The following is a 14,664-nucleotide window of genomic DNA, read 5'->3' as shown; positions in this document are numbered from 1 at the left end:
GACGAAACAGACTTATCGAGGTATTTTTCATTACGGAGCCCTCCTTTGGGGTTAGGCAACCGTAATATACTGTTACGGACAAAGTTTGGCTCCGCCTTTTTGGCTAATTGTTAGGACACGTCTGAAGTTTATCCATTTGTTCGGCGGAAAGTTCGGTCGATTTTCCGTTTTCCCGCGAAACCATATAGGTATCGTGGTGATGAATACGCACGGCATTGTATCCGTGCGCGGCAAGTTCATCGGCCAGCTTTTCGGCCGCGGCTTTGTCCTGAAACTGCGTTTGCCGGGAGAGATTCACCCCGAAAAAACGCACAGGTTTGCCGGGCCGGTTTTCAAATTCGATTTTACCGTTGCGAATCACCGGACATCCATATTTTCCTGCCGGAGCGTCGAGTAATCCGGAACTGTCAAAAATCGACCCTTTCACAATTTCCCGCGGGAGCGGCAACGGCCGGTAACGGGAATTCTCCGCAACAATGAACGGGGTTGACAGTGTACGGTAAACAACATCCGGCGAAACGCTTGCCGCGATAATTCCCCAGACGGATGCCTGTGCACTTTCAAACCGGATCTCAACGATATCCCCGGGATCGATCGGAAACCTCGACCGGTACAACCCGATCGGAACGCCCCGGCTTTCGCTGCTCCAGACGATATCTCCGTTGGGGCGCGCCGCCGGATTGCGCCAATCCCCCACATCGGCCGAAGAGACTGGGATCCTCCGGGATTTCCGGTCGCGGTAGATCAGTTCCACCGTTCCGATCACCGCATTCGCGGAAGAAGGAGGCCAGGCGACCGCATGGAGAAGGTAAAGGAAATTGCCGCGAACCGGATGCGGCTGCGGCGCTGCAGCGCTCCGGGCGAAATAAGGACGGTTCCGGCCGGCAAGCACGATACATGATTTGCCGCCGTTGGCCGCCGGATCAAGGATCTGAAATTGCGTCCCTTTCAAATCACGGATGCCCGGGGAGAGCATGGAGAGATCGCATTCGGCTCCCTGGTCGGTCCACCCTCCCCGCCGGTCATCGGCGACGGAGTCCGCAAACGCGGTATTGGCCGCGCCGGAAAGATCGAGTGTCCGGCTTCGATACGGACGCAGCTCCCATTCGAGCTCGCATGTCAGGCGGCCCGATGCGTTCGCCGCCGGCGTGAAAGCCAGGCGCATCGCATAACCGGAACCGCCGAGCGGCCGGTCATCCTGCAGCAGAAGGCGGAATTTTCCACGAATGGCAAGAACTCCGTTCTCCAGCGGAAATTCAATTGTTTCGGCCTGTTCCCGGAAGAAGATCGCCGTTTTGCGTTTCCGGGGCAGACGCGGGAATGTGACTGTCCTGCCGTCAACGATCACTTCGCGTCCTCCGAAACGGTTTTCCGTGAGCCCGATCGCGGCAAGTGCGAATTCGCGTGCATCCGGTTTGGCGGAAAATTCGAATATGCCGCGATAAGTGAGTACGCCAGTGTCGCTGAAATCGCAAACCTGCTGAAAACGGCCGCTTTGAGAATTCGGCAACGCAACTTCCGCCTTCAGGACGGAGTGACTGCCGCTCCGGTTGAACTGTTTCTGCCGAAATGCCGGAGTGTTGACACCGTGAAACTTCCATCGCGAATCGAGGAACGCGGGCGCAAATCGAATTCCGGCCGCCTCCAACACTCCGGATGCATGAATTTTCCATTGCGGCGCATCTGCGGCGGCATTGCCGGCGGTTCCGGCCGCGATCAGCAGAAGGGCGACTGTGATTTTACGAATGATAAGCACAGGATTTCCTCCGATTTTCACCGATCAATAACGATCGGCGTAATAACTCCAGAACGGAACGTTGTAGTCGCATTTCGGAACCTCAGCTCCGCGTTTTGATTCACAATGTCCGTCAGCCATCGCGACGTTCAGGCCGCCGCTGTGACGCCAGACGGCGCCCTTTGCGGCATCTTCTTCCGGCCCGAAATTTTCATGAATGCCGCAAAGATCACCTCGGCGGCCGAAAATTGCCGGAGGCGTCCAACCGGTCGTCAGATAGTTGATGTCCAGAACCGCCGCGAGGCTTGACGGATTCCTGATCATCGACAGCGTCCGTTTGCTGGTGCTGAGGTACTGGGCATCCGGGAAAAAACCGGAGAAATCATCTCTGCCGGACTGGCGATGCTGGCTTGCGTTGGCGGCATAATGCACCCCGCCGAGTCCAGTGCTCCTGGTCAAGCCGGAGAAGGGAGAGGCCGGGCAGTTGAAAGGAGGATGAACCCGGTTTTCGTCCGTAATATATCCCCAGTCAGTCGGTGTCGTATTGGTCATGTAGGCATGGATCATTGAGGACCACTTGCCGCAGTTGGGAGAGATGTTTCCGTTCCACGCCAGAACTTTGCCGTTATTGTCGTCGGTATACATGCCGATCATGCCGATCACCTGTTTGAGATTGGCGAGACAGCTGATGCCTCGGGCCCGTTCCCGCGCCTGATTCAACGCCGGGAGAAGCATCGAGGCGAGAATCGCGATGATCGCTATCACGATCAGCAACTCTATCAGTGTAAATGAATATGGAATATACCTTCGTTGTCTGCGATTCGGATTCCGGGATGCAGTCAGGCCCTGTGCAGCTCGCGTACCGATGATTGGGTTCATGTTTCCGTCTCCTGTGTTTCTTGAAAATTTCTTCCCTCAACCCGGAATATTTTGGCCGTTCGCCCAAATTTCCCAAGCTCTGACAATGGCGGTCCGCACCTCAGGTATAGCTATACCTGAATGGTAAAAAAATAAAACGGCTCTATCGTTTCGACTCCAGCGCCGGAATGCGGCATGGGAACGGTTTCAACAAAGTTGCATCATCTTTACCGTCCAGGCAGCTTAAAATGAACCGGACGCTGTTGCGCCCCAATTCCGACTCCTCAAGTAAAATGGCGTCGGGATATTCACATCTGCGGCTGTGATATTCGTTTTCGGAAATGAAATAAGCGAGCCGGATGTGATTGCGGTTCCACTCGGCCTCCTGCGCCAGCCACATCGCTTGTTCCAGCAGATGAAAATTGTAAAAAAAGATCACATCAAACTCACCGGAGCGGCGGAAGAGTTCGCGCAAGGTTGCACGGGTTGACTCCAGCGAGCCGTTGTCCGCAAAAAGCGCCTCGCAGCCGAGCCGGTGCCGCAGCAGCGTTTGCCGCATTGTTTCATAACGGCTGCGGCGCGAGTAATGCAATTCGTTTTCCGAACACTTCAACCCCATCCAGCAGAAATGTTTTTTGCCTTCCGCAATCAGTTTCTCAAGCAATCTGACCTGCGCGTCATGCTCATCGAAAAGCAGAGTCCGGACTCCATCGAAATCCGGGTTGCGATTCAGCCAAACCGTCGGAAGCTGGAGGTTGGCCACTTGCGCATCCACTTCGGACGGCACCCAGCCGCCTGCGATTCCTATGATGCCATCGACACTGCGCATGGAGAAAAATTCAGTAAAAGTCGCCTTGCGGGTGTTCAAATCGACAAATACCGGCTCCAGCACAAGGGAATATCCCACCTGGGAAAGGGCGACCGACGCCCCATTAAGATAACTGAACAAATGCGGTTGACTGGAGGTCACCGCCGAACCGTACTGCAGCAGCACGCAGCCGATGCGGCGAAAACGGTCACTCTTCATCGCAATGGCAGAAAAGTTCGGCAGATAGTGGTATTGGCACAACACTTCATCAATCCGGCTGCGCACCTTTTCGCCAACCAGCATCCGATCCTTGAAGTACAGGGATACTGTTTTTTGCGTAACACCGCTTTTTTTTGCGATAAATGTCTGATTTACAAGCATCTGATTTCCTGAGTGAACGATCTTCCGCTTTCCGGGTATAGCTATACCTTCGTCTCATTTTAATTATACCATACTTCCATTTTGTTTGCAAGTGCTGTTTGAGTTTTTTTTAAAATATTTGAGTCCGGAAAATTTCGATCATTGACCATAGAGATTTCAAATACCACTTCATTCATTTCAATGCAGATCACCAGCGGCCGGAAATTCGGGTAATATTTTACTGCCTCCCCATTGAAAAAAGCGGTGATTATTGCTATATTATTCCGTTACATTCAGAATGTCAGCAGGAAACGCCTGCTGTCAGGCCGGCAGCTGGAAAGCGATGGAGAATACGAGAGATTGAGTTTCTGTATGATGTTGTGCGCAAAGAGACTTCTTCTGATTTCAGGTATCGTTTTACTCCTGATCAGCCTCGAAGGGCGCTCCTGGGCCGCCCCTCCCGGGCAGGTTTCCATCAAACGCATTTTAATTATCGATTCATTTTCCTCTCTCGACACCTGGAGCAACGAATTGAAGCAGGGCCTGAAAAGCTGCCTGAACCGCGACAACCGGGTGCTGACCACCTTTGAAACCTATGAACTGGCAGTCCGGTTCAAACCGGATTTTCAGCCCGCGCCGGAAGATATCGCCGCCTTGACGATTAAATTGAAACATTCCCGGTATGACATGATCATACTGACCAACAATGCCGCGGTCGATCTTTTCCTGAACGGCAGATTGACGGTTCCGGAGCAGACTCCGCTGCTGGCGGCTTCCTATCACGGGCCGCTGCAGGCCGGAATTCCGCCCGGCATGAATATGACGGGCATTGAGACTCCGGCCACACTGTACATGAATATCCGACTCGGCTGCAATCTGCTTCCCGCCAACCGGCAGATCACGGTGATTGCAGAAGCTTCGGTGGATGTTCTGGCATGGAAAAAGATGCTCGAAAGCCAAAAAAAGGAGGAGTGGGCCCGCGGCCGGGAGATCCGTTTCATCAGCGGACGCGATTACAGCACTGCGGAGATGCTGAATCTCGTTGCGGAACTGCCAGCCTCCTCGGTGCTGATATTCCACTCCTGGAACTCTTTCCGGGACAAGGAGCCGCAGGACTATTTCTCCATACTGCCGCGAATCCGCCGGAATTTTTCCGGTCTGATCCTCAACCGCTATCGGGAAATGATCCGGCGTGGCGCTTCCGGCGGGATCATGGTATCCGGCCAGGAACAGGGCTATCAGGCCGGCAGCATTGCCCGGCGGATATTCAACGGAGAAAGCGCGGCCGCAATTCCGGTGCAGAAAGGAAAGTTTCATCCGGTTTTTGATTATCCTTCCCTGCAGAGAATCGGCATTGACCGGAAAAGGCTTCCGGCGGGGACGGAGCTTCTCAACCCGCCGGTGGATTTCATCACCCGGTATCAAGTCGAGATCATTTCCGTTCTGGCTTCACTCGGTTTACTGCTGCTGCTGCTCTTGTTCCGCCTGATTATTCTGGCCAGAATGAAGAAAAGGATCGCGGTGCTTTTCAACAACCTGCCGTTGCGAATCTGTGTTGTAAATCGATCCGGCCGGATTTTGTTCCAGCATCTTCCTCATGATATATCATCCGGGGAAAAGGCCGGTGTTCATAATATAAACCAGCTTGCCGACAAGGTCCAGCAGTCGTTTTCCGCCTGGATTCAGGAGACATTCCGGACCGGGCAGCGCATGGAAAAGGATTATGAACTTGAAGGCGCACATCGACACGTCGAATTCATTCCTCTTCCGAAGAACAATTCATTTCATGAAGAAGTTGTGATGTGGATTTCAAGCGACCAGACGGAACTGCATCAGGCGCACAGGACGGCCTCCCGCATTGCGGAGCAGTTCCGTCTGACCCTGGAATCCATCGGCGACGGCGTCATTGCAACCGACAGCGAAGAACGGATCACCCTCCTGAATCCGATCGCAGTCCAGATGACCGGCTATACGATCGAGGAAGCAAAAGGCAAAAAACTCAATGAAGTATTCAATATCATCAGCTATCTTGACGGCCGCAAAGTGGAGTCCCCGCTGACCAAAGCGCTTTCGACGGGAAAAATCATCGAGTTGGCCAACCATACCGATCTGATTGCCCGTGACGGAACAGCCCGGCACATTGCGGACAGTGCAGCGCCGATTCGTGATACGGAGGGGAAAATCATCGGCGGAGTACTGGTCTTCCGCGATGTTACGGAGGAATACCAAAAACGGGACCGGCTGCGCACCCACAGCGTGATTCTCGCCAACGCGGCGAAGATCGCAAAATTCTTTTATTTCCAGTGCGACAGCACCGGGCGGCTGACCGCTCTTTCGGCCCAGAATTACCGGGCGTTCCGGGAAGAGGAGCGCGTACCGCTGGCGGAATGGCTGGCGCCGGACGACCGGCAGAGGTTCGACGGGAACTGGAACCGTTTCCTGGAAAGCGGCATCGGCGGCGACACCTCGTTCTTTTCCGATGTCTTTGCCGCCGGGAAGCGTCATTTTGAACTCCGGGCGGAAAAATCAGTCAATGAAATCAACGGCAAATGGGAAATCTGCGGCGTGATTCAGGACATCACCGAACTGTCCGAACAGCAGGAAAAACTGCGGCAGGCATTGGAGCAGGCCCGTGCGGCGGACCGGGCCAAGAGCTATTTCCTGGCCACGGTAAGCCATGAACTCCGGACGCCGCTGAATGCGGTCATCGGCTTCAGCGAACTGCTGCAGGGGACGGATGTCGAACCGCAGGAGCGGCAGGAATATCTCGGTTCCATCAACTTCGCGGGCAATGCGCTGCTGAACCTGATCAATGACGTTCTGGATCTCTCCAAGCTTGAAGCGGATCAGGTGGAACTGGATTGCCGGCCCGTTGACGTCAAGCGGCTGGTTCTGGAAATCGTCGGAGTGTTCAAGCAGAAAGCCGTGGAAAAGAATCTTTCCCTGCAGATGACGTACACCAATCTGCCGCCGGCTCTCTATCTGGATGACCTGCGCATCAAACAGATTCTGCTGAACCTCACGGGCAACGCCTTGAAATTCACCCATAACGGGGGGGTCACGATTTCCGCCGCGTTCCGTTTTGCGGAAGAAGCCGGACAGGGGACGCTGATTTTCAGCATCACCGACACCGGAATCGGAATCCTCCCGGAAAAAATCAGCCAGATATTCGAGCCGTTCGTCCAGGACAGCGGAACCCGGGGACATCGCATCTACGAGGGGTCCGGCCTCGGCCTGGCGATTTCCAAACGGCTGGTGGAAAAGATGGGCGGCAAACTTTCCGCCGAAAGCACGCCGGGAAAAGGAAGCACATTCACCGTGCGGCTGGAGAACGTGAAATATCAGTCTCCGTCCCTGCAGGACATGACGGAGTCCGGAGCGGAAACGGTCAATCTCAATTCTTCTGCCGGAGGGAATATTCAGGCGATGCTGGTGGATGATGTCGCAATGAATCTGAAAGTGCTTCAGGCGATGCTGAAAAAAATGAATGTTTCCTGCATTCTCGCGGAATCCGCCGAGGAAGCCCTTGAGCTTTTGCGGAAAGGGCGGAGGGCGGACATTATCCTGACCGACCTGTGGATGCCGGGCCTGTCCGGGAGCGCATTCGCCGATCTCCTGAAGCAAGATGAAGCAACCGCGAAAATTCCCCTCGTCGCCGTCACGGCGGATACCCAGATGCCGGCGGAAGAGGCGGTCAAATTCAAGCAGGTCCTGACGAAACCGATCACCCGGCAGGCGCTGATCGATGTATTCAAAGCATACGACCTGCATATCGCCGTTCAGAAGTAAGGTCTTGCCTTCGGCGGCGTTTATAGCTGCTTTGTGCGGCAAGCTCTTTATGCGGGAGTATTTCATACCACAAAATCAAAGCATAACCTGCCCGTGCAGAGATTGACAAATTCCGGATATATGGAGAACACGCAGCATCAGCTCTTGATTACGTCGCGTCACGTTTGTATAATAAACATCCGGGCGGAACAGAACATTTTGATCAAGGCGCATGGCTCAAAACGAGCAACACTCCAACTCGTGTTGAGTCTTCTTCCACCGATATGTCACCTTTGGTCATAGCCTGATCATAGATTCCAGCAGAGGTACGGGAAATACAACCCATGCGTCCGGGGCGGTCCCAACGGGTAGACTATGAGTATCGCCGCATGGGAACATGCAATGTCTTGTTGGCAAGCGAACCGTTGCGAGGATGGAGAATGGCGGATGTAACGCAAACAAAGACAGCAAAGGATTGGGCGATGTTTACCGAGAAAATAGCCTCGGCATACCCGAACGCCGAAAAGATTATTTTGATTGAAGATAATCTCAACACACATAAGCCGGCATCATGGTACGAAACATTTCCGCCAGAAAAAGCCAAGGCTTTGATGGATAAATTCGAGCTCGTTTACACCCCAAAGCATGGCTCGTGGCTCAATATGGCAGAAATTGAACTCAATGTAGTATCGGCTCAATGCCTGAAAAAGCGAATCGCATCCATAGAAGAAATGAAAAACATGGTGAATACATGGGAGAAGGAACGAAACGAGAAAACAAAAACCATCAATTGGCAGTTTTCAACAGCGGATGCACGAGTAAAATTGCATCGCCTATATCCATCTTTTCAAATTTGACTGGACACTAGACAAGTTTTCAAAAAGCCTTCGGCATCATACTGCTGCACTGACGCGCCGCCGTCGGAGGGAGGGTTTCCCATATCGCCGTTTTCCGTCTTTTCAAGACGGCGGTGGTAGTGTCCGAAGTTTTGCGCACATTTGTTTCTGAGAGATTACAGATACCAAACGCGAGTTGGCGCAGCCGAAGCAACCGACCGACCTGAGAGCTCCGGAGGAGCAGGTCGGTTGCGAAGGCGGAGCCTCTCGCCTTTTTACCTTATACCGCCTTCGTAAAGTTTGCAAGTATTCATATATTGGCGTGTGCCCCATTTTGTCGTGGAAATATGCCTTAGCCTGGCCCCGACGAGCATCATAGCCGAGTACCCATCCGGAAAGCTGCCGACAACTCGAGTACGGCGACGAATCTCTTTCATAATGCGTTCGAAACCGTTATTCGTCCGCAAGCGGCTCCAGTGCTCATACGGGAAGTCCATATAAGACAACGTCTCCTCTACGCTGTTTTCTACAAAACTTGCGATCCGTTCCAGTTTCATGGCGCGTAATTTTTCGGACACAAGAGCGGCTTTCTGTCGGGCCGCAGCTTTAGCTTCTTGAGCATGAATTGCCTTAAGCATCGCTACAACTTCGCGAAGATGTTTCCACGGACACATGCTGAAAGCATTTCGATTGCCGGTCGCCTCCACCGCCATGACCGTATTCTTTCCGAGCAGTGAAGCAAAACCTTTCAGGTCAATGATTTCGCACTTGCCGATTTTCTTCTCTTCGCCGTTTTCCCGGATACAATAGGTGAAGTTGTTCCGGTGCAAATCCACTCCCACAAAACTGCTCATCATCATTTGCCTCCATTCGTTTTTCACGAATCGAAGCGGAACTGCTGTCACGGTCTCACCATCCTCCTATACAGAGTAGTCGAGTCCACATCGCTCTCTACGGTGGCGCTCTGGTTTGCAGATCTGACTAATCTCCTTGCCGGGGTCATTCTCGTCTCCGAGGCGCCTCACTATAAAATTCAGCCTGCAACCTGTCCGCTTCCAAACGTGTAAGTTAATCGCCATAAATTACACGCAGCAAGCAGAAACCGCGAACATCAGTTATTTATCATACCATCTCCTTGTGGTAAAATCCTGTTTTGGCTCAATATAGCCGTTAAACTGGGAAATGAAAGTCTTGGTGGTAAAGAATGGCACCTTTAGGGCACATTTTGAGGGTAAAAATGGCTCCGGCAGCTGGATTCGAACCAGCGACCAAGTGGTTAACAGCATTGTCTTTTGAGCAGAAAAAGCACTCATTGTTAGCTAATCGTTAGTTGGCGTTTAGAATGATGGTGCGGAAATGGCAAAAGATCGGCGGTTAAAAGGAACTGGAACGATTTTTAAAAGGAATGGCAAATTTGTTCATCAGTATTCCGATATTGACGGAAAGGTAAAAACAATCACGTTGAAAGATGAATGCGGTAAGCCTGTGACACTCAGAGCGAAAGCTGATGCAATCGTAGCGGAGTTGACCAGAGAACGGCAGAAAATCGAATTTATTGAAAATCGGCTTGAGTATATGGCTCAAGTTGCCGGAAGCAGGAAAATCATTCAACGCTCCAGAATCAAATTGTCCGAATTATGGGAAACGTATCTTCGCAACCCCAATCGTCCTGATAGTGGCAAGCTGACTTTAAAACGAAATGAATTGTACTGCCGAAAGTTCCTCTCTTTCTTAGCGGAGAAAAAGATTGATTCAATTGATGATATAACTTTCGATACCGCCGCAACATTCATGACGAATTTATGGAGCACAGGAATCTCTCCGAAAACCTATAACTATTACTTGCAAACCTTGAAATTGGTCTTCAAAACCTTACTTCAGGATGATTCTCCTTTCAGGAACATAAAAGCTAAAACAGCCACAACCGAGAGCAGAAAACCTTTTACGCCGGAACAGGTAAGTGCTATTTTCAAAACCTTGGATGATGACAACTATCATATTCTCCACAAACCGCAAATGCGAATCCTCTTTCTTCTGGGGCTGTGCTTCGGATTGAGAATGCATGATGCCGCATGCTTTCGCTGGGACTATATACAAGGCGATGGCACGGTCAAATTCAAGGCGAGGAAAACAATAAAAACCATGAAACAGTATATTGTGCTTCCGATACCGTCGATTCTGGAGGAACAATTCAAAATTGCGGAAACGTGGAAACGCAATGAATACATACTGCCCGATGTTGCAGAACGGTATGGCTACAATAGTTCGGGGATCAGCACTGATGTGGACAAACTCTTACGTTCGGCAGGAATACAAACCAAAGAACAGCCTGTTGAAACCCGGAGAATGTTCTACATAAATTCTCAAGGCGAGACGAAACAACGTCGGATCGGACGGTATTCTTTTCATTCGTTCCGGCATACATTCTGTACGATTGCGGCGAGTTCAGGAAAAGACTTATCACTGATCAGATCCATTGTCGGACACAGCAATGTCGCTATGACGGAACATTATACGCATTATACTCTTGAAGCCAAGAAGAGTGTAATCGAGTCAATTCCTTTAGCTGTCATGACAAATTCCCCAAGGATCAGCGCAGAAATTCCCTTGATAACGGCATTTCAACAAGCGGACACAGAAGCTCTTGCCAAGGTAATTAACTATTTGGAAAGTAACTTGTCGGATAAGCAAAAAAGAGAAATCTTAGAGTTACTGGTAGAATCATTCTAAGTATGAGCAAAAGTGCAATGTAATTTTTATTAGATTTCTATATGTGAATTATTTTTATAAAAAATTTGATTTTTGAAAATATAATGCTATATTATTTAGCATGTCATAATTAATATGGCACGAAAAAAAGTAATTCACAGAGCACAAGGGGTGCTCTGAACAACACACTGAATTGCTTACTGCCGAGGCGGTAGCATTGGTCTGTTGTTCAGAGCACCTTTTTTTGTGTCCTAAAATGGGAGAATAGAAAATGGAAAATGAAAATAGTAAATTTTGTTGGATTTGTTTCAATCCTATCGCAGAAAATGAAAAAGTCGCTTATGGAGTCGGTAATGACATGATCTGTTGTATGGATTGTTTCAGTCAGTTGGAACCTATGAAGGAAGACTATGAGGAATGGATGAATGACAACTTGGCAGAAATTTTAGAATCGGCATAATTGCTTGAATTCTTATCCGCTTGAACCGGTGGATACACAAACATCAAAGAAAAGAGTGGAATACCTATAGATATTCTTAAGGTAAACCACTCTTTTTTTATTGAGAATATCAGTCCAAGCGGCAATATTCGGATACTTTGAGAATTTGATCTCTGACTGTTCTTTTGGCGATTCCGGTTTCTTTTGCTATTTCGGCTTCTGAGTAACCTTGAAAATGGAGGTTGAGAACTTCATTTTCAAGGAAATGGATATGACATTCCGGCAGATCAAGTTTCAAAAGGTTAACTACCTGCGGAATGTTGACCAAGGCGATTACATGGTATTCGGCATCGGAATGTTCTCTGATACAGCCACGCATAATGGCTTGATATAAATCACGCTCAAGAGTTTTGAGATATTGTTGATTGATTTTCTTATCCGCAAAAGAACCGTCACGACAGAACTTGGGAATGAGCACTTTCTTCCCGTTGAAAACCGCTTCACTCCAGATTCTGTCAGCGTCGATTTCCTCATCACGACAGATAGCCGTTTGGAGAGCATAGGCAGAAACCGTGCGGAACAAACTCATCGCAATCACGGAAAATTGAGCTGTTCTTCCTGCGTTGCTCCCGATATGTTGCCCACGAGGTAACGGAATGATGTTGCCGTCCTTACTGATGATGGTTTGTTTGAGGCGGTCAATCGCCCTGGCTAATATGGGGTCTGTGCTCAAGTTCTTGTTGGCAAAAAGGATGGTGTCCGTGTCGGATTGAGTAAGAAGCTCGTCGGTTGCGTCAATAATTTTCTGGAAGACCTTTTTGTTCGACAACTTGCTCTTGGTGGGATTGTCAAGAATACAGTGGATATGCGTATTCGGATAAGCGGTCTTCAACTGGTCGCATTCGATGATGGAAAAGCCTTTCCATCTGGTACTTTGAAGTTTGGCAGAGCCATCCAAGATAACGGTTTGAACGGAGGTTTCGAGCTCTACAGTTCCTGCGATGAACTCATAATGCTGATCCTTAGCCATTCCGAAAATATTCTCGTTTTTTCCGAAGAACTGACAGAATTCCAATGCAAACTCAAAATCCTCCATGGATATTGCCTTGCGATGGAACTGCATAAAGAGGTAACGGGATATTTCTGCGAAATCATAGTTCAACGGCTTGATACGGCGACAGGAGTGATCGGATAAGAGTTGTTCGATTGTCACCATATCAGCCTCCAATTCGAGGACGGGAGGATAATCAGCCAAGTGTTTATACAAAATACTGAGGTCCTTTTGTTGAAATGAGAAACTTTCAAGTAATTCGGGGCTCTCATCAATGATGACCATATGAAGATTAAGCGGAAATTGTCCGTTTGCCAACGCATGCTTATAGTGCGCATGCGTACAGCAAACGACATCCGCCAATGGAAAATCCAAACGATACTCATCGACACAATACTTCAATTCCGCTCCGCACGGATTGGGGCATTCGGAACAGATACGCTTTTTATTCTGATGACGGAAAACCTGCTCATCGACCTTGCAACATTCCCCGTCACGTCCGTGGAATGGAAGTGCATTGCAGCTCAACTTTCTCAACATATCGGCATTGCGCTTACAATCGGCGATCTTTTCCGACACCAACCAGAAACGATGATTTGCTGAGGCATGAGCGGCAATAAATAACAAGGCGGCGGTACTCTTGCCGCTGCTGCAAGGCAAGCTGAGAAGCGCCTGTTTTCCCTGCTTATGGCATTGGTCGAGAATGGATAGCGTGATGTCGATTTTTGGAGAACGGGTAGTGAAGAACTGCTGATCGAACTTATTCCTGACCTTGTCATACAAACTCAAATCCGGGTTGCCGAAATGGAATTTCTCGACAGGAAGGACACATTCTATGGATTCTTCCATTACCTTGTTTCGAGCTCTCTGGATGTCCATTCTGACCAAGCGGCGCTCCTGATGATAGTGCTCAAACAACACCGGATCATTGACGATTGCGGTTTCAAGCACCTTGTCGGAAACATCCGGGACGAACTTCAAGCACCTGATGAGAAGCTGAAACGCAACAGCACTGCGATCAAATAATGACTGGGTATCCTTTTTGATGGAAGCGATTCTGCTTTTTTCGACGGCATGGGATGTCGGTTCTTCCAACGAAAAATCGGCAGGAAGAAACTTGTCCTGAATATCCTCAAGCGTATATGATATTTCCGGGTTCACTTCCAAGATGGATACCTCTCTGATTTCGGCTCCCGACTTGATGTTGCGGGAGAACGGCAAGCGGAACAAGTGTTCCAACGAAAAGCAAAAATCCACTCGATAGTGGCGGGCGATTGCTGCCACAAGCATTTTGAAACGTCTTTTAGCGGCATCCCCTGAAAGCGGAGTCGAGAGTTTATAGTGGAGCTGGAAGCCTCCGCCAGTATGGATGATTACGGTCGGCTTGGGAAAATGTTCCTTGATGTATTGCCACGCATGGGTGTAATCCTCAAATTCCGCACGTTTGTGGTGAGCTCCATAATCAATGTCCAACACGAGTTCAAACACCTTGTCCACCTGATCCTCGGTTGCTTTCCCTCTGCCCTTGAAACTCGAAATCGAGTAATACATATTATAATTGTCAGCTTCTGCCGACTCATTCGTCTGCCAGAGCTCTCCAGCCGTGGCGATTCCCCTGTGAAAACGCCAGTCAGGAGCAGAGGCTCCCCAACTGACAAGATCATTCTCCTGGAAGCCCAAGAGCATCATAAAATCCTTTGTATTTGTAATCATCACATATTCATCCTTATATCCGATCGATGAAAACAGGGATTGTTCGGACTGCCAGTATCCCCGTCTGTCATTCAATGACATAAATAGATGATTATAAAAAAATGTTAACATTGAGGATTTTTTCACCCATCTGCAGAAAGTAGGCAGAGTGCTATTCCACTTATATATAAAGCGTCCGCAAGAAAGTTCTTCCTATGGCTTCACCTTCCATCTGAGTTTTCTTGAATCATAAAACCAGCTTTCGGGGAAGTTTCTCGAAGAAATATTCCTGTCGGAAAATCCGGCAGAAAGTTCCGATTTTCATATTTTTTTATATTTTTCCATTGATGGCAGCGATGAACGCTGTAAGGAGAAAAAATACAATGAAAAATAAAAATGGTAATTTAT

General features: G+C 49.6%; 8 protein-coding genes and 1 pseudogene. 4 read left to right on the top strand and 5 right to left on the bottom strand.

Features of this window, described 5'->3' with window-relative positions; all coding sequences use genetic code 11:
• Positions 1-103: 103 nt before the first annotated feature.
• The 3 genes from FYJ85_RS22350 to FYJ85_RS22340 form a co-directional block, all read right to left on the bottom strand.
• The gene (locus tag FYJ85_RS22350; RefSeq protein WP_154420906.1) at positions 104-1,756 is read right to left on the bottom strand and encodes a hypothetical protein; all 1,653 of its coding nucleotides are present in this window, start codon (positions 1,754-1,756) and stop codon (positions 104-106) included.
• A gap of 24 nt (positions 1,757-1,780) precedes the next feature.
• The gene (locus tag FYJ85_RS23435; protein ID WP_106052156.1) at positions 1,781-2,614 is read right to left on the bottom strand and encodes a prepilin-type N-terminal cleavage/methylation domain-containing protein; all 834 of its coding nucleotides are present in this window, start codon (positions 2,612-2,614) and stop codon (positions 1,781-1,783) included.
• 142 nt (positions 2,615-2,756) lie between these two features.
• Complete coding sequence (locus FYJ85_RS22340) at positions 2,757-3,782, bottom strand: LacI family DNA-binding transcriptional regulator (RefSeq protein ID WP_154420905.1); 1,026 nt, start codon at positions 3,780-3,782, stop codon at positions 2,757-2,759.
• 351 nt (positions 3,783-4,133) lie between these two features.
• Here FYJ85_RS22340 and FYJ85_RS22335 point away from each other — a divergent pair, with 351 nt between their 5' ends.
• Both FYJ85_RS22335 and FYJ85_RS22330 read left to right on the top strand, forming a co-directional pair.
• Positions 4,134-7,550, top strand: coding sequence for an ATP-binding protein (locus FYJ85_RS22335; protein ID WP_154420904.1), 3,417 nt, complete (start codon positions 4,134-4,136; stop codon positions 7,548-7,550).
• Between the two features lie 293 nt (positions 7,551-7,843).
• A complete protein-coding gene (locus FYJ85_RS22330) occupies positions 7,844-8,386 on the top strand; it encodes an IS630 family transposase (protein ID WP_338116717.1) in 543 nt (180 codons plus the stop codon).
• Between the two features lie 254 nt (positions 8,387-8,640).
• On the opposite strand, the pseudogene FYJ85_RS22325 reads toward FYJ85_RS22330, so the two are convergent.
• A pseudogene (locus tag FYJ85_RS22325) lies at positions 8,641-9,054 on the bottom strand (transposase); the annotation flags it as partial.
• Positions 9,055-9,721: 667 nt separating this feature from the next.
• Here FYJ85_RS22325 and FYJ85_RS22320 point away from each other — a divergent pair.
• Together FYJ85_RS22320 and FYJ85_RS22315 are read left to right on the top strand one after the other, a co-directional pair.
• Positions 9,722-11,095 (top strand): tyrosine-type recombinase/integrase, encoded by a 1,374-nt coding sequence (locus FYJ85_RS22320; RefSeq protein ID WP_154420901.1) that lies wholly within the window; start codon positions 9,722-9,724, stop codon positions 11,093-11,095.
• Between the two features lie 250 nt (positions 11,096-11,345).
• Positions 11,346-11,534, top strand: coding sequence for a hypothetical protein (locus tag FYJ85_RS22315; protein ID WP_154420900.1), 189 nt, complete (start codon positions 11,346-11,348; stop codon positions 11,532-11,534).
• A 109-nt stretch (positions 11,535-11,643) separates the two neighbouring features.
• On the opposite strand, the gene FYJ85_RS22310 is transcribed toward FYJ85_RS22315, so the two are convergent.
• Positions 11,644-14,277: a helix-turn-helix domain-containing protein gene (locus FYJ85_RS22310; RefSeq protein ID WP_154420899.1), complete on the bottom strand. Its 2,634-nt coding sequence runs from the start codon at positions 14,275-14,277 to the stop codon at positions 11,644-11,646.
• Positions 14,278-14,664: the final 387 nt, after the last annotated feature.

Source organism: Victivallis lenta, from assembly GCF_009695545.1.
Classification (GTDB): domain Bacteria; phylum Verrucomicrobiota; class Lentisphaeria; order Victivallales; family Victivallaceae; genus Victivallis; species Victivallis lenta.
The sequence above is the reverse complement of the archived record's forward strand: the minus strand, read 5'-3'. Positions and strand labels throughout refer to the sequence as shown.

What these genes read in the sequence shown, in the direction of transcription:
- FYJ85_RS23435 (WP_106052156.1), bottom strand. Translation starts at nt 2,614, where the DNA reads ATGAACCCAATCATCGGTACGCGAGCTGCACAGGGCCTGACTGCATCC.
- FYJ85_RS22340 (WP_154420905.1), bottom strand. Translation starts at nt 3,782, where the DNA reads ATGCTTGTAAATCAGACATTTATCGCAAAAAAAAGCGGTGTTACGCAA.
- FYJ85_RS22335 (WP_154420904.1), top strand. Translation starts at nt 4,134, where the DNA reads ATGATGTTGTGCGCAAAGAGACTTCTTCTGATTTCAGGTATCGTTTTA.
- FYJ85_RS22320 (WP_154420901.1), top strand. Translation starts at nt 9,722, where the DNA reads ATGGCAAAAGATCGGCGGTTAAAAGGAACTGGAACGATTTTTAAAAGG.
- FYJ85_RS22315 (WP_154420900.1), top strand. Translation starts at nt 11,346, where the DNA reads ATGGAAAATGAAAATAGTAAATTTTGTTGGATTTGTTTCAATCCTATC.
- FYJ85_RS22310 (WP_154420899.1), bottom strand. Translation starts at nt 14,277, where the DNA reads ATGATTACAAATACAAAGGATTTTATGATGCTCTTGGGCTTCCAGGAG.